Raw genomic sequence first — 22,283 nt, 5'->3', positions numbered from 1 at the left:
TTTTGCAGTTCCTTAAGCGTCATGGCCTCAGTGTAACACTACTCATACTCGGCCCGACACATCGCTACGGTATCTTCTATCAGCCGACGCGCCACGGTACCCGGTGGGGGGAGCAGCGGTAGATCGTCATAGCGATACCAGTTCGCATCCAGCAGCTCTTTCTGATCGATAACGATCTCGCCGCTGTCATAGTCGGCCATAAAGGCCGTCATCAGCGACTGCGGGAACGGCCACGGCTGGGAGGTGACGTAGCGCAGGTTCTTCACTTTGATTCCGCTCTCTTCCATCACCTCGCGCGCCACTGCCTGCTCCAGCGTTTCGCCCACTTCGACGAACCCGGCCAGCACGGTATGAATGCCGTTGCGATGGCGGGTATGCTGTGCAAGCAAAATAGAGTCATCCCGACGGATAGCGACGATAATGCACGGCGCAATTTGTGGGTAATAACGTTCGCGGCAGTGGCTGCAGAGCATCGCCCACTCGGTTTTACTCGGGTGCATGGTATGGCCGCAATAGCCGCAGTATTTGTGCGAACGGTAAAACTCCGCCAGCTGGACGCCCCGCCCCGCCAGCTGGAACAGGCCTACGTCCAGATCCAACACCTGGCGAACGGATCCCATATCCTGACGACGCGATTGTTGGATCAACCACACGGGTTCACCCTGCCACTCGCCGATCTTCAGCGCAGGCTGGCCCACGAGATCGAACGTTTCCGCCGCACCGTAGGGCAGCTCTCCACCGGGCAACCATAATTTTTGTTCGTGACTGACGATCCACCAACCCAGATCTGATTTTTCAATAATACGATCCATATCTATTGCACTACCTTCGCTTCACTGACATGTTGTTAGCATTGTGGTTACATTCTGGATGAGCAGATTCAATCCTACACTTTGCGGAGTCGACCATGTTAAACCAGCTAGAAAGCCTGACTGAGCGCGTTAGAGGAAGTAACAAACTGGTGGATCGCTGGCTACATGTGCGCAAGCATCTACTCGTGGCTTATTACAATCTGGTCGGTCTTAAGCCTGGCAAAGAATCGTTTATGCGGCTGAATGAAAAAGCGCTGGATGATTTTTGTCAGAGCCTGGTCGACTATCTTTCCGACGGCCATTTCAATATTTATGAACGCATTATCCGCGAAATGGAAGGGACTACGCCGTATTTAGCGGCCAGCAAGCTTTGTCCGCTGCTGGAAGCCAACACCCAGCAGATCATGGATTACTACGATTCCACGCTTGAGAACGCCATCGATCACGATAACTATCTTGAGTTCCAGCAGGCGCTTTCCGACCTTGGCGAAGCGCTGGAAGAGCGATTCACGCTGGAAGATAAGCTGATTAGCCTCGTCCTGGACGCCAGCCCCGAAGATAACATCGCGCGCCCGGCTTGAGTTCTTAATCGTTAACGAGTAATTTACAACCATTCGCCCCTCTCACGAGGGGGATTTTTCTTGTCGGAGTGCCCAGAGCGAAAGCCGGGCTGAGACCGTTAATTCGGGATCCGCGGAACCTGATCAGGCTAATACCTGCGAAGGGAACAAGAGTCACACTGCTGTTGTATCGCCCCCCGGGCGATCCTCTCTTGCTTCATCCGTCGTCTGACAAGCCATGTCCTTCACTTTTGGAATGAGCTATGTCTACTGCAAAACTGACCCGCCGCGAACAGCGTGCACAGGCCCAACATTTCATCGACACCCTGGAAGGCACCGCTTTCCCGAACTCGAAACGCATCTACATTTCCGGCTCGCAGGCCGATATCCGCGTCCCGATGCGCGAAATCCAGCTCAGCCCGACGCTTATCGGCGGCACCAAAGAGAATCCGCAGTATGAAGACAACGAAGCCGTGCCGGTGTATGACACCTCCGGCCCGTACGGCGATCCTGATGTTGCTATTAACGTCCAGCAGGGTCTGGCAAAGCTGCGCCAGCCGTGGATAGAGGCGCGTAACGACTGCGAAGAACTGAGCGTACGCAGTTCTGCATACACCAAAGAACGCCTGGCCGACGACGGTCTGGACGCGCTGCGCTTTACCGGCCTGCTGACGCCAAAACGCGCCAGAGCGGGCAAATGCGTGACGCAGCTGCACTACGCCCGCCAGGGGATCGTCACGCCGGAGATGGAGTTCATCGCCATCCGCGAGAACATGGGCCGCGAGCGTATCCGCAGCGAAGTGCTGCGCTACCAGCACCCGGGCGAAGGCTTTGGCGCACGCCTGCCGGAGAACATCACGCCGGAATTTGTGCGTGACGAAGTGGCCGCAGGCCGCGCGATCATCCCCGCCAACATTAACCACCCGGAATCCGAGCCGATGATTATCGGCCGCAACTTCCTGGTGAAGGTCAACGCTAACATCGGTAATTCGGCCGTCACCTCCTCCATCGAAGAAGAGGTTGAAAAGCTGGTCTGGTCAACGCGCTGGGGCGCGGACACGGTAATGGACCTCTCCACCGGCCGCTATATTCACGAAACCCGCGAGTGGATCCTGCGTAACAGTCCGGTTCCGATTGGCACCGTCCCGATTTATCAGGCGCTGGAGAAGGTCAACGGCATCGCCGAAAACCTCACCTGGGAAGCGTTCCGCGACACGCTCCTGGAGCAGGCGGAACAGGGCGTGGACTACTTCACCATTCACGCGGGCGTGCTGCTGCGCTACGTGCCGATGACCGCGAAGCGTCTGACCGGCATCGTCTCGCGCGGCGGTTCGATCATGGCGAAGTGGTGCCTCTCCCATCACCGGGAGAACTTCCTCTACGAACACTTCCGCGAGATCTGCGAAATCTGCGCCGCTTACGATGTCTCTCTGTCGCTGGGCGACGGCCTGCGCCCGGGCTCCATCCGCGACGCCAACGACGAAGCGCAGTTTGCCGAGCTGCACACGCTGGGCGAACTGACCAAAATCGCCTGGGAGTATGACGTGCAGGTGATGATTGAAGGCCCGGGCCACGTGCCGATGCAGATGATCCGCCGCAACATGACCGAAGAGCTGGAGCACTGCCACGAAGCGCCGTTCTACACGCTGGGGCCACTGACCACCGACATCGCGCCGGGCTATGACCACTTCACGTCAGGCATTGGCGCGGCGATGATCGGCTGGTTCGGCTGCGCCATGCTCTGCTACGTGACGCCGAAAGAGCACCTCGGGCTGCCAAACAAAGAGGACGTGAAGCAGGGGCTGATCACCTACAAGATTGCCGCCCACGCGGCGGATCTGGCCAAAGGCCACCCGGGCGCGCAAATCCGTGATAACGCCATGTCGAAGGCGCGCTTTGAATTCCGCTGGGAAGACCAGTTCAACCTGGCGCTGGATCCGTTCACCGCCCGCGCCTACCACGACGAAACCCTGCCGCAGGAATCGGGCAAAGTCGCGCACTTCTGCTCCATGTGTGGGCCGAAGTTCTGCTCGATGAAAATCAGCCAGGAGGTGCGCGACTACGCCGCCACGCAAACCATTGAAGTGGGTATGGCGGACATGTCCGAAACCTTCCGCGCCAAAGGCGGCGAAATCTACCTCAAAAAAGAGGAGGCGTAATGTACCAGCCCGATTTCCCACCCGTTCCCTACCGTTTAGGGCTCTATCCGGTGGTGGACAGCGTGGCGTGGATAGCGCGCCTGCTGGAAGCAGGCGTTCGCACCCTCCAGCTGCGCATCAAGGATAAACGCGATGAGGAGGTGGAAGCCGATGTGGTTGCCGCCATTGCGCTGGGGCGTCGGTATAACGCCCGCCTGTTTATCAATGACTACTGGCGGCTGGCCGTTAAGCACCGGGCGTACGGCGTGCATCTGGGTCAGGAGGACCTGGAAACAACGGATCTGAGCGCAATCCGTGACGCCGGGTTGCGTCTTGGTGTGTCAACACACGATGACATGGAGATCGACGTGGCCCTGGCGGCCCGTCCCTCTTACATCGCGCTCGGTCACGTCTTCCCGACGCAAACCAAGCAGATGCCCTCCGCTCCGCAGGGTCTGACGCAACTGGCGGGTCACGTTAAACGCCTTGCCGACTACCCCACCGTCGCCATCGGCGGAATCAGCCTGGAACGCGCCCCGGCAGTGCTGGAGACCGGCGTGGGCAGCATCGCCGTCGTCAGCGCCATCACCCAGGCCGCAGACTGGCAGGCCGCCACTGAACAGCTGTTACAGCTGGCAGGAGCAGGCGATGAATGATCGCGACTTTATGCGCTACAGCCGTCAGATCCTGCTGGAAGATATCGCCATCGACGGGCAGCAAAAACTGCTGGCCAGCCGGGTGCTGATTGTTGGCCTGGGGGGATTAGGCACACCCGCCGCGCTCTATCTGGCAGGCGCGGGCATCGGCACGCTGGTGCTGGCCGACGACGACGAGGTCCACCTCAGCAACCTGCAGCGACAAATCCTCTTTACCACCGAGGATATCAACCAGCCGAAAGCACAGATCACCCGGCAGCGGCTGCATCAGCTTAACCCGGATATCGAACTGATTGCCCTACAGGAGCGGCTTGGCGGTGAAAGCCTGCACCGTGAAGTCGCCCTTGCCGACGTGGTGCTGGACTGTACCGACAACATGGCGACGCGCCAGGCGATCAACGCCGCCTGCGTGGCAAACCATACGCCGCTTATCACCGCCAGCGCGGTGGGGTTCGGCGGGCAAATGATGGTTCTGACGCCACCGTGGACGCAGGGCTGCTATCGCTGCCTGTGGCCGGACGATGCCGAGCCGACGCGCAACTGCCGTACGGCGGGCATTCTGGGTCCGGTGGTCGGCGTGATGGGCACGATGCAGGCGCTGGAGGCCATCAAGCTGCTCAGCGGCATGGAGACGGAACGCAATACGCTGCGGCTGTTTGATGCCCGCTCCAGCGGCTGGCGTCATCTGGCGCTGCATCGCGCCAGCCACTGCCCGGTGTGCGGAGGCCGCGATGCGCATTCTGTTTAACGATGAGCCGATGAGCTGCGACGACGGGCTCACCGTTGCCGCACTGCTCGACAAGCTGCGTCAGCTCAAGCCGGGAACGGCGCTGGCGCTCAATCAACAGATCCTGCCGCGCGAGCAGTGGGAACATCAGCAGGTCAATGACGGCGACCAGATCCTGCTGTTTCAGGTTATCGCAGGGGGCTGAGATGTTACGTATTGCCGATAAAGTCTTTGATTCACATCTGTTTACCGGAACCGGAAAATTCGCCTCGCCGCAGCTGATGGTGGAGGCCATTCGCGAAAGCGGCAGCCAGCTGGTGACGCTGGCACTTAAGCGCGTGGATCTGCGCCATCACAGCGATGCCATTCTGGCTCCGTTGCTGGAAGCGGGCGTCACGCTGTTACCCAACACCTCCGGTGCCAAAACGGCAGAAGAGGCGATTTTTGCCGCACAGCTGGCACGGGAGGCGCTCGGCACCCGCTGGTTGAAGCTGGAAATCCATCCGGATGCCCGCTGGCTGCTGCCCGATCCGATTGAAACGCTGAAAGCGGCTGAAAAGCTGGTTCAGCAAGGGTTTACCGTCCTGCCTTACTGCGGGGCCGACCCTGTCCTGTGCAAACGGCTGGAAGAGGTCGGCTGCGCCGCCGTCATGCCGCTGGGGGCCCCCATTGGCTCTAACCAGGGGCTGGAGACCCGCGCGATGCTGGAAATCATTATTGAACAGGCTACCGTACCGGTGGTGGTGGATGCAGGCATTGGCGTGCCCAGCCATGCCGCGCAGGCGCTGGAGATGGGCGCCGACGCGGTGCTGGTGAATACGGCTATCGCGGTTGCCGACGATCCGGTAATGATGGCGCGTGCGTTCCGCCTGGCCGTGGAGGCCGGCCTGCTGGCAAGAGGATCCGGCCCCGGCTCGCGCAGTTTCCAGGCGCAGGCCACCAGCCCGCTGACCGGTTTTCTGGAGGCGATCTCATGAGCACGTTTACCGAGCGCTGGCGCCAGCTTAACTGGGACGACATTGCCCTGCGTATCAACAGCAAAACGGCGGCTGACGTGGAGCGCGCGCTGCAGGCCCGTCATCTGACCCGCGAGGATCTGATGGCCCTGCTCTCCCCGGCGGCCAGCGCCTACCTCGAACCGATGGCCCAGCGAGCGCAGCGGCTTACCCGCCAGCGGTTTGGCAACACGGTAAGTTTCTACGTGCCGCTCTATCTCTCCAACCTGTGCGCCAATGACTGCACCTACTGCGGTTTCTCCATGAGCAACCGCATCAAGCGTAAAACGCTCGATGAGGCTGAGATTGCCCGTGAGTGTGCGGCCATCCGTGAAATGGGCTTTGAACATCTTTTGCTGGTCACGGGCGAACATCAGGGGAAAGTGGGAATGGACTATTTCCGTCGGCACCTTCCCGCCATTCGTCGTCAGTTTGCGTCGTTGCAGATGGAAGTGCAGCCTCTGTCGCAGGAGGAGTACGCGGAGCTCAAAACGCTCGGGCTGGACGGCGTCATGGTCTATCAGGAAACCTACCACGAGGCGACGTACGCCCGACACCACCTGAAGGGCAAGAAACAGGATTTCCTCTTCCGCCTGGAAACGCCGGACAGGCTGGGTCGCGCCGGTATCGACAAAATCGGTCTGGGTGCGCTGATCGGGCTCTCCGACAGCTGGCGGGTGGATTGTTACATGGTGGCGGAACATTTGCTGTGGTTGCAGCAGCACTACTGGCAGAGCCGATACTCCATCTCCTTCCCGCGCCTGCGTCCCTGCGCGGGAGGAATTGAACCGGCTTCGCTGATGGATGAACGCCAGCTGGTGCAGACCATTTGCGCGTTTCGCCTGCTCGCTCCGGAAGTGGAATTATCGCTCTCAACGCGCGAGTCCCCGGCGTTTCGCGATCGCGTCATCCCGATTGCAATTAACAACGTCAGCGCGTTTTCCAAAACGCAGCCTGGCGGTTACGCCGACGACCATCCGGAACTGGAACAATTTGCACCTCATGACGGACGACGCCCGGAAGCGGTCGCCGCCGCCCTGACGGCGCAGGGTCTTCAGCCTGTCTGGAAAGACTGGGACAGCTGGCTGGGAAGAGCCTCGCAGTGACGTTGAAACGCACTGCAACACGTTAAAAAATTGTCGAGCCGCGACGAAAAGGCAAAACCGGAAGATTGTCAGCGATCGTCCGGTTTTTTATTGTCACACGGTCAGCAACGGATGCTGACCAGGGCGAAAAGCTTCTTCCTCGTTTCGCCCTGCCTCTGGTTCATTGCAAAAACGGCTCATGCCATTTTAATAAGTATTTTCTTAATGGTTCTTAAGATAAATCATCCTGTCAAAAATCGCGTGCCGTATAATTCACCGCTAACCGCAGGGCAGCGACTATGCTGAGAGGATATCGGCAGACGAAAAGTATTCACCATCAGGAACGATGTACAGCTCATGGCACTTCACAGCAAAAAGCTCTCTTTTACCCGGCCCATTATGCTCAGCTTTGCGGGGATCCTCTGCAGTTTTGCGGTGATCGCGATCGCGGTGACGCTTTCGCAACGAAAGGATTTTCTTGAGGATTATCATAAGATCAATAGCAACTTCACGCACAACCTGGCGGTGAACTACACCGAATCTATCCTGCGTGAAAACGACTATATTCTGGGCCGTTCCGCGATGTACTTTGCGCGCGACGACAGGCTAAACGAGACGCTAAACCTTAACCCGACGCAGGGGCTGCAGATGGTCATGCATTTGCAGAACCTGATGCCGACCGTCTCCTCCATTTCGCTTGCCGATACGCAGGGGCATTATCTGCGCGCACCAGAAGTGCTCCCCACGGAGAAGAGTAAAACCTTCGATCCCCGAACGCGGCCGTGGTTTGTCGCTCAGGCGGAAGCCAGCATCTTCAGCCACTATACCCGTCCCTACATGGACTACTTTACCGGCCATCCGACGGTAACCCTTTATAAGCCGTTGATCTCGCCGGAAGGCAGACTGAAGGGAACGATCGCCTTTCATCTTGATTTGACGTCAATGGGCTATACCCTGCGCCAGATGGTGGCGCCCGTTCAGGGGGAATTCTTCGTTGTCGAACGCGACGGTGCCGTGGTGCTGCATCCGGATACCGGCGCGCTCTTCAAGCAGTACGTGAGCGAAGCGCTGATGGACAAAATGACCAGCGGCGAAGGCCATCTTTACGACAAGAAAAGCAACGCCTGGTATTACTATTACTCGTTTACCAACCCGGACTGGTTTGTCATCTACCGGGTATCCGGTGCGACGCTCACCGATATCACCCGCCACGAAACGACGATCGTTGGCTGGGGGTTTGCACTGGCGGCCATCATCATCATCCTTTTCGGCTTATACCTCCGCCACGCCTCGCGTAGCGTGCTGATGCACATTATCAATGCCATCAAAACTGGCGACGTTAACGAGGCACCGCGCCTGGAAGCGATGTTGAGCCACACGATTCAGTCCAATAAAGAGCGCGAAATGGCGTATGTGCGCCAGGCCACCCACGATGCGCTGACGGGCTGTAAAAACCGCCGCGCGTTCGACAGCGATATCGCAGAGCTGCTGAATGCCCAGCAGCCCTTCGCGATGGCGCTGGTGGATATTGATAACTTCAAGTCAATTAACGACACGCTGGGTCACCTGACCGGTGATATCGTTCTGCGCAACGTGGCTCGTGAAGGGATCCAGATTATGCAGCCACATCACGTCTCGGTTTACCGTTATGGCGGAGAAGAGTTCGCCGTAATCTTCCAGGCGGAGCAGATGTCTTCCGCGCTCTCATTATTGGAAGCGTGGCGTACCGCCGTTGAAAAACGCGTCTGGCGGGAAGAAAACCTGCGGGTTACATTCAGCGGCGGTCTTGGGGAGTGGCATTTTGAACCGCTGGAACAATTTGTCGGAAGCGTTGATAACGCTCTCTACAGCGCCAAACAGCAGGGAAAAAATCGAATCGTTCGCACATCCATCAGCTAATCCTCTCGCTTTATCCCTGCCCATTTCGACGGGCCGGGTATCCGCCAATGTAAAATTGTAACCGGTTTCAGAAAAACGCCTGTTTCTTTGTGATGCCTGACACACAATCGCGGTAAAGCGGTTGTTGAAGCGGTCTGCACGGGATAATTATCAATAAACACATGTAGATCGAGGCTGATTATGAAGAACATCGTTTTATGCTGTGCAGCGGGAATGTCAACCAGCATGCTGGTTCAACGTATGAAAGACGCCGCGCAGAAAAAAGGGGTTGAAGTCACCATTAAAGCCGTTCCGGTTGCGGAGTTTAAAGACAACATCGCAACGGCCGACATCGTATTGCTGGGGCCACAGGTTAAATACGAGCAGGCTAAATTACAGGCGCAGGCCGACCCGCTGGGCAAAATGGTCGCGGTGATCGACATGATGGATTACGGCATGATGAAAGGTGATGCCGTACTGGATAAAGCGCTCAAACTTCTGGAGTCATAATGGAAGACTTAGAAACCACGATTATGGAACTGCTTGTTAACGCAGGCGCGGCGCGCAGTGCGGCCCTGACGGCATTGCAGATGGCGCGTAAAGGTGAGTTTGACGAAGCCGAAAAAGCGATGGAAGAGTCGCGGGAATATGTGAAGCATGCGCACACCATACAGACGCAGCTTATCGGTCTTGATGAAGGGACCGGGAAGCTTCCGGTTAACCTGATCACCGTCCACTCGCAGGATCACCTGATGAACGCCATGGTCATACAGGACCTGGCGGGCGATATGATTGAGCTGTATCGACGGATCCCATTAGTAAACTGAAATAGTGCAGATATAAAAAAACCCGCCGAAGCGGGTTTTTTATTAGCGACTCAACGATTACTCGTTGTCGGAGCCACCCAGACCTGCGTTCAGCAGTTCTGCCAGGCTCGCGGATGCATCTTCAGCAGTAACCTGCGGTGCAGCTGGCAGTTCGCCTGCAGCACGACGACGCATACGATCCTGATGGTACGCATAACCGGTACCCGCCGGGATCAGACGACCCACGATAACGTTCTCTTTCAGACCGCGCAGTTCATCACGTTTACCTGCAACAGCGGCTTCGGTCAGGACACGAGTCGTTTCCTGGAACGATGCTGCAGAGATGAAGGACTCGGTTGCCAGAGACGCTTTGGTGATACCCAGCAGATCGCGCGAGAAGGTCGCACCGATTTTGCCGTTCGCTTCCAGTTCGCGGTTAGCGATCTTGACGCGTGAGTATTCAACCTGCTCGCCTTCGAGGAACTCGGAGCTGCCCGCGTTTTCGATGGTTGCTTTACGCAGCATCTGACGAACGATAACTTCGATGTGTTTATCGTTAATCTTAACGCCCTGCAGGCGGTATACGTCCTGTACTTCGTTAACGATGTAACGAGTAACAGCATGCACACCACGCAGACGCAGGATGTCGTGCGGCGCTTCTGGACCGTCGGAAACCACGTCACCACGTTCTACGCGTTCACCTTCGAACACGTTGAGCTGACGCCACTTAGGAATCATCTCTTCGTACGGTTCGCTGCCATCTACTGGAGTGATAACCAGACGGCGCTTACCTTTGGTCTCTTTACCGAAGGAGATGATACCGCTGATTTCAGCCAGGATTGCCGGCTCTTTCGGACGACGTGCTTCGAACAGGTCCGCAACGCGTGGCAGACCACCGGTGATGTCCTTGGTACCGCCGGATTCCTGAGGAATACGCGCCAGGGTGTCACCAGAGCTGATCTGTACGCCATCTTCCAGCTGTACAATCGCTTTACCCGGCAGGAAGTACTGCGCAGGCATATCGGTACCTGGGATCAGAACGTCATTACCCTGAGCATCAACGATTTTCAGTGCAGGACGCAGATCTTTACCGCCGGTAGTACGTTCAGCAGAATCCAGAACCACCAGAGAAGACAGACCGGTCAGCTCGTCAGTCTGACGAGTAATGGTCTGGCCGTCGATCATGTCAGTGAAGCGGATGAAACCACTTACTTCGGTGATAACCGGCATGGTGTGTGGATCCCAGTTTGCAACGGTTTCACCGCCGGCAACCTGCTCGCCATCACCTTTCGCCATAACCGCACCGTAAGGCACTTTATAGCTCTCTTTGGTACGACCGAATTCGTCGATCAGCTTCAGCTCGGTGTTACGTGAAGTGATAACCAGTTTACCGCTGGAGTTCACAACCGATTTCGCGTTGCTGAGCTTGATGCTACCTTTGTTTTTCACCTGGATGCTGGATTCAGCAGCCGCACGAGATGCCGCACCACCGATGTGGAACGTACGCATCGTCAGCTGTGTACCCGGCTCACCGATGGACTGTGCCGCGATAACGCCGATGGCTTCACCTTTGTTGATGATGTGGCCACGCGCCAGGTCACGACCGTAGCAGTGCGCACATACACCAAAGTCGGTGTCACAGGATACAACGGAACGCACCTTCACGGAGTCAACAGAGTTCGCTTCCAGCAGGTCACACCACTGTTCGTGCAGCAGGGTGTTGCGTGGAACCAGAATGTCTGCGGTGCCCGGCTTCAGGATGTCTTCCGCGGTCACACGACCCAGTACGCGATCGCGCAGTGGCTCTTTAACATCACCACCCTCGATAACCGGGGTCATGGTGATACCTTCGAGGGTGCCACAATCGTCTTCGGTCACAACCAGATCCTGCGCAACGTCTACCAGACGACGCGTCAGATAACCGGAGTTCGCGGTTTTCAGTGCGGTATCCGCCAGACCTTTACGCGCACCGTGCGTGGAGATAAAGTACTGGAGTACGTTCAGACCTTCACGGAAGTTCGCGGTGATTGGCGTTTCGATGATGGAGCCATCTGGCTTCGCCATCAGACCACGCATACCTGCCAGCTGACGAATCTGTGCTGCAGAACCACGCGCACCGGAGTCGGCCATCATGTAGATGCTGTTGAAGGAAACCTGCTGCTCTTCTACGCCGTCACGGTTAATCACGGTTTCGGTCTGCAGGTTATCCATCATCGCTTTGGATACACGATCGTTCGCCGCTGCCCAGATATCGATAACTTTGTTATAGCGTTCGCCCGCGGTAACCAGACCAGACTGGAACTGCTCCTGGATCTCAGCAACTTCAGCTTCCGCTTCAGAGATGATCTCGTGTTTCTTCTCTGGGATGACCATGTCATCGATACCAACAGATGCACCTGAACGCGCTGCATAAGCAAAGCCGGTGTACATAGTCTGGTCAGCGAAGATAACGGTCGGCTTCAGGCCCAGAATGCGGTAACAGGTGTTCAGCATTTTGGAGATCGCTTTCTTGCCCAGCGCCTGGTTGACGATGGAGAAAGGCAGACCTTTCGGTACGATCATCCACAGAATGGCACGGCCAACGGTCGTGTCTTTCAGGCTGGTTTTCGCAACGAATTCGCCGTTTGCATCTTTTTCGTATTCGGTGATACGCACTTTAACGCGCGCATGCAGAGAGGCCAGGCCAGCGCGATAAATACGCTCAGCTTCTTTCGGGCCAGTCAGCACCATGCCTTCGCCTTTGGCGTTAACACAGTCACGGGTCATGTAGTACAGACCCAGTACAACGTCCTGAGAAGGAACAATGATTGGCTCACCGTTCGCTGGAGACAGGATGTTGTTGGTAGACATCATCAGCGCACGCGCTTCGAGCTGGGCTTCCAGCGTCAGCGGTACGTGAACAGCCATCTGGTCACCATCGAAGTCGGCGTTATATGCCGCACAAACCAGCGGGTGCAGCTGGATCGCTTTACCTTCGATCAGGACTGGCTCAAATGCCTGGATACCCAGACGGTGCAGGGTTGGTGCACGGTTCAGCAGTACCGGGTGTTCGCGGATAACTTCGTCCAGGATATCCCAAACGACAGCTTCTTCACGCTCAACCATTTTCTTAGCGGCTTTGATGGTGGTGGCCAGGCCACGCAGTTCCAGCTTGCCGTAGATGAACGGTTTGAACAGCTCCAGTGCCATTTTCTTCGGCAGACCGCACTGATGCAGACGCAGGTATGGACCTACGGTGATTACAGAACGACCGGAGTAGTCAACACGCTTACCGAGCAGGTTCTGACGGAAACGACCCTGTTTACCTTTGATCATGTCGGCCAAAGATTTCAGAGGACGTTTGTTAGAACCGGTGATCGCACGACCGCGACGACCGTTATCCAGCAGGGCATCTACCGCTTCCTGCAGCATACGTTTTTCGTTGCGTACGATGATGTCCGGCGCAGCCAGATCCAGCAGACGTTTCAGACGGTTGTTACGGTTGATCACGCGACGATACAGATCGTTCAGATCGGACGTTGCGAAACGACCACCATCCAGCGGAACCAGTGGACGCAGATCTGGCGGCAGAACCGGCAGAACGGTCAGGATCATCCACTCTGGCTTGTTACCAGACTGAACGAACGCTTCCAGCAGTTTGATACGCTTGGTCAGCTTTTTACGCTTGGTTTCGGAGTTGGTTTCGTTCAGCTCTTCACGCAGCTGCTCGCACTCTTGCTCCAGATCCATGCTCTTCAGCAGAGCCTGAATAGCTTCCGCACCCATCTTCGCGTCGAATTCGTCACCGAACTCTTCCAGCGCGTCCAGATACTGCTCTTCAGTCAGGATCTGATGACGTTCCAGGTTCGTCATCCCGCCTTCGATAACCACATAAGATTCGAAGTACAGAACACGTTCGATATCACGCAGCGGCATATCCAGCAGCAGACCGATACGGGACGGCAGTGATTTCAGGAACCAGATGTGAGCAGTCGGAGACGCCAGCTCGATGTGGCCCATGCGCTCACGGCGCACTTTGGTCTGGGTCACTTCAACGCCGCACTTCTCACAGATCACACCGCGGTGTTTCAGGCGCTTGTACTTACCGCACAGGCACTCGTAATCTTTTACTGGCCCGAAAATACGCGCACAGAAAAGGCCGTCACGCTCAGGTTTGAACGTACGGTAGTTGATGGTTTCCGGCTTTTTAACTTCACCGAAAGACCATGAACGGATCATGTCTGGCGAAGCCAGAGCAATTTTGATCGCATCAAACTCTTCGGTTTTAGTCTGCGCTTTCAGAAACTTTAATAAATCTTTCACGGATTTGCTCCCGTCGGAGTTAGCACAATCCGGTGCCGGGGATTAACCCGGCACCAGTGACCTGTTTGAGCGAGAATTACTCGTCTTCCAGTTCGATGTTGATACCCAGCGAACGAATCTCTTTCAACAGTACGTTGAAGGATTCTGGCATGCCTGGTTCCATCTGATGGTTGCCGTCCACGATGTTTTTATACATCTTAGTACGACCGTTCACGTCATCAGACTTAACGGTGAGCATTTCCTGCAGGGTGTATGCCGCGCCGTATGCTTCCAGCGCCCACACTTCCATCTCCCCGAAGCGCTGACCACCGAACTGTGCCTTACCACCCAGCGGCTGCTGAGTAACCAGGCTGTAAGAACCGGTAGAACGAGCGTGCATCTTGTCGTCGACCAGGTGGTTCAGTTTCAGCATGTACATGTAACCTACGGTTACCGGACGTTCGAACTGTTCACCGGTACGGCCGTCAAACAGCGTAATCTGACCAGACGTTGGCAGACCACCCAGTTGCAGCAGCTCTTTAATTTCAGCTTCTTTTGCACCGTCGAATACCGGCGTTGCAATTGGCATACCTTTGCGCAGGTTCTCTGCCAGACGCAGCACTTCTTCATCGCTGAAGGTGTTCAGGTCGACTTTCTGACGCACGTCGGTACCCAGATCGTAGGCACGCTGGATGAATTCGCGCAGTTTCGCGACTTCCTGCTGCTGTTTCAGCATGGCGTTAATCTTGTCGCCGATGCCTTTCGCAGCCATACCCAGGTGAGTTTCCAGGATCTGACCAATGTTCATACGAGACGGTACGCCCAGTGGGTTCAGTACGATATCTACCGGCGTACCGTTAGCATCGTGCGGCATATCTTCGATCGGGTTGATCTTAGAGATAACACCCTTGTTACCGTGACGACCTGCCATCTTATCACCAGGCTGGATCTGACGTTTAACAGCCAGATAGACCTTAACAATCTTCAGCACGCCTGGTGCCAGATCGTCGCCCTGAGTGATTTTGCGGCGTTTCGCTTCGAGTTTTTTCTCGAACTCGTGTTTCAGTTCGTCATACTGCTCAGCCAGCTGTTCCAGCTGATTTTGTTTCTCTTCGTCGGTCAGGCCCAGTTCCAGCCAGCGATCGCGTGGCAGTTTGTCGAGCTTCTCAGCTTCAACGCCACCGGCAACCAGCACCGCATAGATACGGCTGAATAGACCCGCTTCGAGGATCTGCAGTTCTTCAGACAGGTCTTTCTTAGCCTGTTTGAGCTGCATCTCTTCGATTTCCAGCGCACGCTTATCTTTCTCAACGCCATCACGAGTGAAGACCTGAACGTCGATAACCGTACCGGAAACACCGTTTGGTACGCGCAGAGAAGAGTCTTTAACGTCAGACGCTTTCTCACCGAAGATGGCACGCAGCAGTTTCTCTTCTGGCGTCAGCTGGGTTTCACCTTTCGGCGTAACCTTACCCACCAGAATGTCGCCGCCGGTCACTTCCGCACCGATGTAAACAATACCGGATTCATCCAGTTTGGAGAGCGCAGCTTCACCCACGTTAGGGATGTCAGCAGTGATCTCTTCTGGCCCCAGCTTGGTGTCACGGGACACACACGCCAGTTCCTGAATGTGGATGGTGGTGAAACGATCTTCCTGAACCACACGCTCGGAGACGAGGATGGAGTCTTCGAAGTTGTAACCGTTCCACGGCATGAACGCTACGCGCATGTTCTGACCGAGCGCCAGTTCACCGAGGTCGGTGGACGGACCGTCTGCCAGCACGTCGCCGCGCTCAACTGGCTCACCCAGAGATACGCAAGGCATCTGGTTGATACAGGTGTTCTGGTTAGAACGGGTGTATTTGGTCAGGTTATAAATGTCGATACCTGCTTCGCCCGGGTACATCTCGTCTTCGTTAACTTTGATAACGATACGGGAGGCATCCACGTACTGAACAGTACCGCCACGCTTAGCAACTGCAGTAACACCGGAGTCAACGGCAACAGCACGTTCCATACCGGTACCAACCAGCGGCTTATCAGCACGCAGAGTTGGAACGGCCTGACGTTGCATGTTCGCACCCATCAATGCACGGTTGGCGTCATCGTGTTCCAGGAACGGGATCAGGGACGCACCGACGGATACCACCTGCTGGGTGGATACGTCCATGTAGTCAACCTGGTCGCGGCTGAACAAGCTGGATTCGCCTTTGCTACGGCAGGTAACCAGATCTTCTACAAAGTGGCCTTCGTCATCCAGGTTGGAGTTCGCCTGAGCGATAACGTAGTTGCCTTCTTCGATAGCAGACAGGTAATGAATTTCGTCGGTAACAACACCGTCGGTCACTTTACGATACGGGGTCTCGAGGAAACCGTATTCGTTAGTCTGTGCGTACACGGACAGGGAGTTGATCAGACCGATGTTTGGACCTTCAGGCGTTTCGATTGGACATACGCGACCGTAGTGCGTCGGGTGTACGTCTCGAACTTCGAAGCCTGCACGCTCACGGGTCAGACCGCCAGGGCCGAGTGCAGAGATACGACGCTTGTGCGTAATCTCAGACAGCGGGTTGTTCTGGTCCATGAACTGAGACAGCTGGCTGGAACCGAAGAACTCTTTCACTGCTGCAGAAATCGGCTTGGCGTTGATCATATCCTGAGGCATCAGGGTATCCAGATCGCCCAGAGACAGACGCTCTTTCACCGCACGCTCTACACGTACCAGGCCAACGCGGAACTGGTTTTCCGCCATTTCGCCTACGGAACGGATACGACGGTTGCCGAGGTGGTCGATGTCGTCCACTTCGCCTTTGCCGTTACGGATATCGATGAGCTTCTTCATCACTTCGATGATGTCGTCTTTGCTCAGGATACCGGAACCTTCGATTTCGTCGCGCAGCAGAGAACGGTTGAACTTCATACGACCAACCGCGGACAGATCGTAGCGGTCTTCGGAGAAGAACAGGTTCTCGAACAGGCTTTCAGCCGCTTCGCGAGTTGGTGGCTCACCAGGACGCATCATGCGGTAGATTTCAACCAGCGCGCTCAGACGATCGTTGGTTGGGTCGACGCGTACAGTCTCAGAGATGTACGGACCGTGGTCCAGATCGTTGGTGAACAGCGTTTCGATACGTTTGTGGCCAGCCTGACTCAGCTTAGCCAGCAGATCCAGGCTCAGCTCCATGTTAGCCGGGCAGATCAGCTCGCCAGTTGATTCATCAACGTAATCTTTCGCGGCTACTTTTCCTGCAATGTATTCAACCGGAACTTCGATGTGTTTGATATCATCTTTTTCCAGCTGGCGGATGTGGCGCGCGGTGATACGGCGACCTTTTTCCACATACACTTTGCCGTCGGCTTCGATGTCGAACGACGCGGTCTCACCACGCAGACGTTCCGGCACCAGCTCCATCTGCAGCTTGTTGTCGCGGATTTCAAAGATCACTTTCTCAAAGAACAGGTCCAGGATCTGCTCAGTGGTATAGTTCAGTGCACGCAGAATGATGGTTGCAGGCAGTTTACGACGACGGTCGATACGGACAAACAGGTTGTCTTTTGGATCGAACTCGAAGTCCAGCCAGGAACCACGGTAAGGAATGATGCGTGCGTTATACAGTACTTTACCGGAAGAGTGCGTTTTACCTTTATCGCTGTCGAAGAAGACGCCCGGGCTACGATGCAGCTGGGAAACGATAACACGCTCAGTACCGTTAATAACGAAAGTACCGTTGTCCGTCATGAGTGGAATTTCACCCATGTAGACTTCTTGTTCTTTAATGTCTTTTACGGTGCCTTCCGGCGCTTCGCGCTCGTAGATCACCAGACGCAGTTTTACGCGCAGCGGTGCGGAATAGGTCACGCCACGGATCTGACATTCCTGAACGTCAAACACCGGTTCGCCAAGGCGGTAGCTGACGTACTGCAGCTCGGAGTTACCGCTGTAGCTCTGAATCGGGAACACGGAGCGGAAGGCTGCTTCCAGACCGTACTGCCCTTCAGGATCTTGCTCGATAAACTTCTGGAACGAGTCAAGCTGGATAGAAAGGAGATATGGAATGTCCAGAACTTGTGGACGTTTACCAAAATCCTTACGAATACGTTTTTTCTCGGTATAGGAGTAAACCATAGGGTTCCTCAGCTCGCTGACAAGTCGACCCATCTGTCCGACGAAGGGACAGTTTGTGCAACACCATTTTGTGGACCGGAAAATTGAATACTTTCCGCAATACCTGTTGCTATCACGCTTAAACCATTTCATTGCGATTTACACAGAGCGAGCACCCTGTCGCAGTATATTAAGTCGTCGATAGAAACAAGCATTGAAAGACACATCGATAGTCAAACAGTGTGAAATGCTACCGAGGCCTTACAGCGCAAAAAGGCTGGTGACTAAAAAGTCACCAGCCATCAGCCTAATGACTTAGGCTGCAACCAGAAAAGTTGGCTTATTTAACTTCAACTTCAGCGCCAGCTTCTTCCAGAGATTTTTTCAGTGCTTCTGCGTCGTCTTTGCTCACGCCTTCTTTCAGCGCAGCTGGAGCAGATTCTACCAGGTCTTTAGCTTCTTTCAGACCCAGGCCAGTTGCGCCACGTACTGCTTTGATAACAGCAACTTTGTTCGCGCCAGCAGCTTTCAGAATTACGTCGAATTCAGTTTTTTCTTCAGCAGCTTCAGCCGGGCCCGCAGCTACAGCTACAGCAGCAGCAGCAGAAACACCGAATTTTTCTTCCATTGCAGAAACCAGCTCTACAACGTCCATTACGGACATAGCTGCTACTGCTTCAATGATTTGATCTTTAGTGATAGACATTTAAATTGTTCCTGAAAATCAGAATAAGTTTATACGTAAGCAAATGCTTTATAAAGATAACTGCGATTAAGCAGCTTCTTTCGCATCGCGTACAGCAGCCAGAGTGCGAACCAGTTTGCCAGCCGCAGCTTCTTTCATGGTTGCCATCAGGCGTGCAATTGCTTCTTCGTAGGTCGGCAGGGTTGCCAGGCGATCGATTTGCGATGCCGGGATCAACTCACCTTCAAAGGCTGCAGCTTTGACCTCAAATTTTGCATTCGCTTTCGCGAACTCTTTGAACAGACGAGCAGCAGCGCCCGGGTGTTCCATAGAGTATGCAATCAGGGTCGGACCAACAAACGTGTCTTTCAGGCACTCGAACTGAGTACCTTCAACTACGCGGCGCAGCAGGGTGTTACGAACAACACGCATGTATACGCCAGCTTCACGACCTGCTTTACGCAGTTCAGTCATTTTGTCTACAGTAACGCCACGGGAATCCGCAACTACTGCAGACAGCGCGCCTTTGGCTACTTCGCTGACTTCAGCAACAATCGCTTGTTTGTCTTGAAGATTTAAAGCCATTAGCTTTGCTCCTGGATGTTTGCCGGAACTCATGTTCCGGAACTCACTTCACTCTCCCCAACGGAAAGAGCGTCTTAATACGGTGAGCAGAAACAAGCCAGAGTATCCAAAAATAATCTTAGCGTTCTGTCACCGTCTACGCAGGGGATTAAGTCTCTTGCGAAACACCTGCGGTCTTCGACGGAGGCCTGGATTAGGCCAGGCTCCAACGAACAAATCTTTTAGTCGCTAACAATTGTTAGCAAACGTGGGGGTAAGATTGTAGACAAAATCACCGCCCACGTAAAGGCATTAGTTTGCAGCAGCGCTCAGGCCAGCCTGGTCAACTGCAACACCTGCACCCATGGTGGTGGAGATGCTAACTTTCTTGATGTACACGCCTTTCGCCTGAGTTGGTTTTGCTTTTTTCAGCGCAACCAGCAGAGCTTCCAGGTTTTCTTTCAGTTTGTCAGCGTCAAAGTCCACTTTACCGATGGTGGTGTGGATGATGCCGTTTTTGTCGTTACGATAACGAACCTGACCTGCTTTAGCGTTCTTAACCGCTTCAGCAACGTTAGGGGTTACAGTACCCACTTTCGGGTTTGGCATCAGGCCGCGTGGACCCAGAACCTGGCCCAGCTGGCCAACAACGCGCATTGCATCTGGAGAAGCAATAACAACGTCAAAGTTCATTTCGCCTTTCTTGATCTGATCAGCCAGATCTTCCATACCTACCAGTTCAGCGCCGGCAGCTTTAGCAGCTTCAGCGTTTGCACCCTGAGCAAATACAGCTACGCGAACGGAACGGCCAGTACCGTGTGGCAGTACAGTTGCGCCACGAACGTTCTGATCGGATTTACGCGCGTCGATGCCCAGGTTAACGGCAACGTCAACGCTTTCAACGAACTTAGCAGTTGCCAGTTCTTTCAGCAGAGCGATAGCTTCGTTGATGTCGTACTGTTTGGTCGCATCAACTTTGTCACGGATCACGGACATGCGCTTGGTCAGTTTAGCCATTTCTTAGTCCTCCACTACCAGGCCCATGGAACGTGCAGTACCTTCGATTGAGCGAGTCATCGCTTCAATGTCGGCACCAGTCATGTCGGCAGCTTTGGTCTGCGCGATTTCCTGCAGCTGAGCGCGGGAAATTTTACCCACTTTGTCTTTGTTCGGTTTGCCGGAACCAGACTTGATACCAGCCGCTTTCTTCAGCAGAACTGCTGCAGGAGGGGTTTTGGTAACGAAAGTGAAAGAACGGTCAGCGTAAACAGTGATTACGACTGGGATTGGCAGACCTTTTTCCAGGGATTCCGTTTTTGCGTTGAACGCTTTACAGAATTCCATGATGTTCACACCCTGCTGACCCAGAGCTGGACCAACTGGTGGACTTGGGTTCGCCATACCAGCTGCAACCTGCAGCTTGACGTAGGCTTGTACTTTCTTAGCCATTCTAAAATCCTCTGATTGGGTAATAGCGCCTCAGTGAGGCTCCCCGTGAATAAAATTCGTTTTACGGGCCGGGCCCATAAAAACAAAAGGCGCGAAATTGTATTCCAATCTCGCGCCCTGTGCAACGATTAAATCGTCGCTTTTTTGATCGCTGCTTAGGCTTTTTCGACCTGCGCAAAGTCCAGTTCTACCGGGGTCGCACGACCGAAGATAGATACAGAAACTTTCAGGCGGGACTTTTCGTAGTCCACTTCTTCAACGACGCCGTTAAAGTCAGCAAACGGACCGTCATTAACACGAACCATTTCACCCGGTTCAAACAGCGTTTTCGGACGCGGCTTATCACCAACCTGCTGCAGGCGGTTCATAATCGCATCCACTTCTTTGTCGCTGATTGGCGCCGGACGGTCAGACGTGCCGCCGATAAAGCCCATCACGCGCGGTACGCTGCGCACCAGGTGCCAGCTCGCGTCGTTCATCACCATCTGAACCAGCACGTAACCCGGGAAGAATTTGCGCTCGCTTTTGCGACGCTGGCCGCCACGGATCTCGACCACTTCTTCGGTCGGAACCATAACTTCGCCAAATAACTCTTCCATGTTGTGTAATTTGATATGCTCACGCAGCGACGTTGCTACGCGGCCTTCAAAACCGGAAAACGCCTGAACGACGTACCAGCGCTTTTTAGGGGCTTCAGACATCTCAGAACCTCAGGCCAGTGATAAAGGATACCAGGCGAACCAGAATACCATCCAGTCCCCACAGGATCAGTGACATTACAGCGGTAACCGCCGCTACGATCAGCGTGGTGTGCAATGTTTCCTGGCGAGTCGGCCAAATTACCTTACGGACTTCGGTACGCGCTTCGCGAGCAAAAGCGACGGTCGCTTTGCCTTTCGTCGTCAACAGCGCGACACCACCCGCTGCAGCAATCAGAATTACCACTGCAAGCGCGCGTAGCGGCAGCATCATGTCACGATAAAGGTAGTTGCCGACAATCGCTACGATCAGCAGAACGGCTACTACTACCCATTTCATCGCTTCCAGGCCGCGCCCGCTCCCTTGAGCTTCGGTATTCGCACTCATAAACCAACCTGTCAGAAGTATTCTACAAACATTTTCACCCCGCGATTGCGAGGCAAACCAAATCGAAATGCTAATTCGCTTTTCGAATTATACGCTCTCTGCAGAGCCTGTCTCAGCAATGATTATGACAAAAATAATCACTGATGAGCCAGGTTCTGACGTGAAAGCGTGCAAAAAGGGCATCAAATGATGCCCTTTTATTGCGCATTGCGTCAAATGTTATCAGCAATTAGCCGAGAACTTTAGCAACCACGCCCGCGCCAACGGTACGGCCACCTTCACGGATTGCGAAACGCAGACCGTCGTCCATCGCGATTGGGTGGATCAGCGTCACAACCATCTTGATGTTGTCGCCTGGCATTACCATCTCAACGCCTTCTGGCAGTTCGATGGTACCGGTCACGTCAGTAGTACGGAAGTAGAACTGTGGACGGTAGCCTTTGAAGAACGGAGTAT

At 54.9% G+C, this 22,283-nt stretch carries 19 protein-coding genes, 1 pseudogene and 1 riboswitch; of the genes and pseudogenes, 10 read left to right on the top strand and 10 right to left on the bottom strand.

The features are described from left to right. Positions 1-38: 38 nt before the first annotated feature. Entirely contained in the window at positions 39-812 is a 774-nt protein-coding gene (nudC, locus tag LLF79_RS25575; RefSeq protein WP_008503465.1) for an NAD(+) diphosphatase, read from the bottom strand. A 95-nt stretch (positions 813-907) separates the two neighbouring features. Between nudC and LLF79_RS25570 the strand changes: the two genes are divergently transcribed. From LLF79_RS25570 to LLF79_RS25525, 10 genes are all read left to right on the top strand, one after another. Next, the gene (locus LLF79_RS25570; protein WP_008503464.1) at positions 908-1,393 is read left to right on the top strand and encodes an Rsd/AlgQ family anti-sigma factor; all 486 of its coding nucleotides are present in this window, start codon (positions 908-910) and stop codon (positions 1,391-1,393) included. A 54-nt stretch (positions 1,394-1,447) separates the two neighbouring features. Next, a riboswitch (TPP riboswitch) is annotated at positions 1,448-1,556 on the top strand. A gap of 79 nt (positions 1,557-1,635) precedes the next feature. Continuing rightward, the gene (gene thiC / locus LLF79_RS25565) at positions 1,636-3,531 is read left to right on the top strand and encodes a phosphomethylpyrimidine synthase ThiC (protein WP_219284560.1); all 1,896 of its coding nucleotides are present in this window, start codon (positions 1,636-1,638) and stop codon (positions 3,529-3,531) included. Further along, positions 3,531-4,166 (top strand): thiamine phosphate synthase, encoded by a 636-nt coding sequence (gene thiE, locus LLF79_RS25560; RefSeq protein WP_021242961.1) that lies wholly within the window; start codon positions 3,531-3,533, stop codon positions 4,164-4,166. The genes thiC and thiE overlap by 1 nt, the downstream gene beginning before the upstream one ends. Next, a complete protein-coding gene (locus tag LLF79_RS25555; protein WP_023326466.1) occupies positions 4,159-4,914 on the top strand; it encodes a HesA/MoeB/ThiF family protein in 756 nt (251 codons plus the stop codon). Before thiE ends, LLF79_RS25555 begins: the two co-directional genes overlap by 8 nt. Next, a complete protein-coding gene (thiS, locus tag LLF79_RS25550; protein ID WP_008503460.1) occupies positions 4,898-5,098 on the top strand; it encodes a sulfur carrier protein ThiS in 201 nt (66 codons plus the stop codon). The genes LLF79_RS25555 and thiS overlap by 17 nt, the downstream gene beginning before the upstream one ends. A 1-nt stretch (position 5,099) precedes the next feature. Beyond that, complete coding sequence (gene thiG, locus LLF79_RS25545) at positions 5,100-5,870, top strand: thiazole synthase (protein WP_021242958.1); 771 nt, start codon at positions 5,100-5,102, stop codon at positions 5,868-5,870. Beyond that, the gene (gene thiH, locus LLF79_RS25540; RefSeq protein ID WP_227880608.1) at positions 5,867-6,994 is read left to right on the top strand and encodes a 2-iminoacetate synthase ThiH; all 1,128 of its coding nucleotides are present in this window, start codon (positions 5,867-5,869) and stop codon (positions 6,992-6,994) included. Before thiG ends, thiH begins: the two co-directional genes overlap by 4 nt. A gap of 336 nt (positions 6,995-7,330) precedes the next feature. Further along, the gene (locus LLF79_RS25535) at positions 7,331-8,872 is read left to right on the top strand and encodes a sensor domain-containing diguanylate cyclase (protein WP_025910400.1); all 1,542 of its coding nucleotides are present in this window, start codon (positions 7,331-7,333) and stop codon (positions 8,870-8,872) included. A gap of 180 nt (positions 8,873-9,052) precedes the next feature. Beyond that, positions 9,053-9,361: a PTS sugar transporter subunit IIB gene (locus LLF79_RS25530; protein WP_227880607.1), complete on the top strand. Its 309-nt coding sequence runs from the start codon at positions 9,053-9,055 to the stop codon at positions 9,359-9,361. Further along, a complete protein-coding gene (locus LLF79_RS25525; RefSeq protein ID WP_008503455.1) occupies positions 9,361-9,678 on the top strand; it encodes a PTS lactose/cellobiose transporter subunit IIA in 318 nt (105 codons plus the stop codon). Before LLF79_RS25530 ends, LLF79_RS25525 begins: the two co-directional genes overlap by 1 nt. A 57-nt stretch (positions 9,679-9,735) precedes the next feature. Here the strand turns inward: LLF79_RS25525 and rpoC are convergent, their stop codons facing one another. From rpoC to tuf, 9 genes and pseudogenes are all read right to left on the bottom strand, one after another. Then, a complete protein-coding gene (gene rpoC / locus LLF79_RS25520; RefSeq protein WP_008503454.1) occupies positions 9,736-13,959 on the bottom strand; it encodes a DNA-directed RNA polymerase subunit beta' in 4,224 nt (1,407 codons plus the stop codon). Between the two features lie 76 nt (positions 13,960-14,035). Beyond that, a complete protein-coding gene (gene rpoB, locus LLF79_RS25515; protein ID WP_008503453.1) occupies positions 14,036-18,064 on the bottom strand; it encodes a DNA-directed RNA polymerase subunit beta in 4,029 nt (1,342 codons plus the stop codon). Between the two features lie 319 nt (positions 18,065-18,383). Continuing rightward, positions 18,384-18,749 carry a 50S ribosomal protein L7/L12 gene (rplL, locus tag LLF79_RS25510; protein WP_002445276.1) on the bottom strand — a complete coding sequence of 122 codons (366 nt, stop codon included), beginning with the start codon at positions 18,747-18,749 and terminating at the stop codon, positions 18,384-18,386. A 66-nt stretch (positions 18,750-18,815) separates the two neighbouring features. Then, the gene (gene rplJ, locus LLF79_RS25505) at positions 18,816-19,313 is read right to left on the bottom strand and encodes a 50S ribosomal protein L10 (RefSeq protein WP_003862338.1); all 498 of its coding nucleotides are present in this window, start codon (positions 19,311-19,313) and stop codon (positions 18,816-18,818) included. Between the two features lie 291 nt (positions 19,314-19,604). Further along, complete coding sequence (gene rplA, locus LLF79_RS25500; protein WP_006810530.1) at positions 19,605-20,309, bottom strand: 50S ribosomal protein L1; 705 nt, start codon at positions 20,307-20,309, stop codon at positions 19,605-19,607. Between the two features lie 3 nt (positions 20,310-20,312). Beyond that, positions 20,313-20,741: a 50S ribosomal protein L11 gene (rplK, locus tag LLF79_RS25495; protein ID WP_008503452.1), complete on the bottom strand. Its 429-nt coding sequence runs from the start codon at positions 20,739-20,741 to the stop codon at positions 20,313-20,315. A gap of 155 nt (positions 20,742-20,896) precedes the next feature. After that, positions 20,897-21,442, bottom strand: a complete 546-nt coding sequence (gene nusG / locus LLF79_RS25490; protein ID WP_003862341.1) for a transcription termination/antitermination protein NusG — start codon at positions 21,440-21,442, stop codon at positions 20,897-20,899. Position 21,443: 1 nt separating this feature from the next. Then, positions 21,444-21,827 carry a preprotein translocase subunit SecE gene (secE, locus tag LLF79_RS25485; RefSeq protein WP_003862342.1) on the bottom strand — a complete coding sequence of 128 codons (384 nt, stop codon included), beginning with the start codon at positions 21,825-21,827 and terminating at the stop codon, positions 21,444-21,446. Positions 21,828-22,056: 229 nt separating this feature from the next. Continuing rightward, positions 22,057-22,283, bottom strand: a pseudogene (gene tuf / locus LLF79_RS25480) (elongation factor Tu); the annotation flags it as partial.

Source organism: Enterobacter cloacae complex sp. 2021EL-01169 (assembly GCF_020733125.1).
In the GTDB taxonomy this organism is placed as follows: Bacteria; Pseudomonadota; Gammaproteobacteria; order Enterobacterales; family Enterobacteriaceae; genus Enterobacter; species Enterobacter roggenkampii.
Note: the sequence above shows the minus strand (reverse complement) of the source record. Positions and strands in the feature narration are given on the sequence as shown.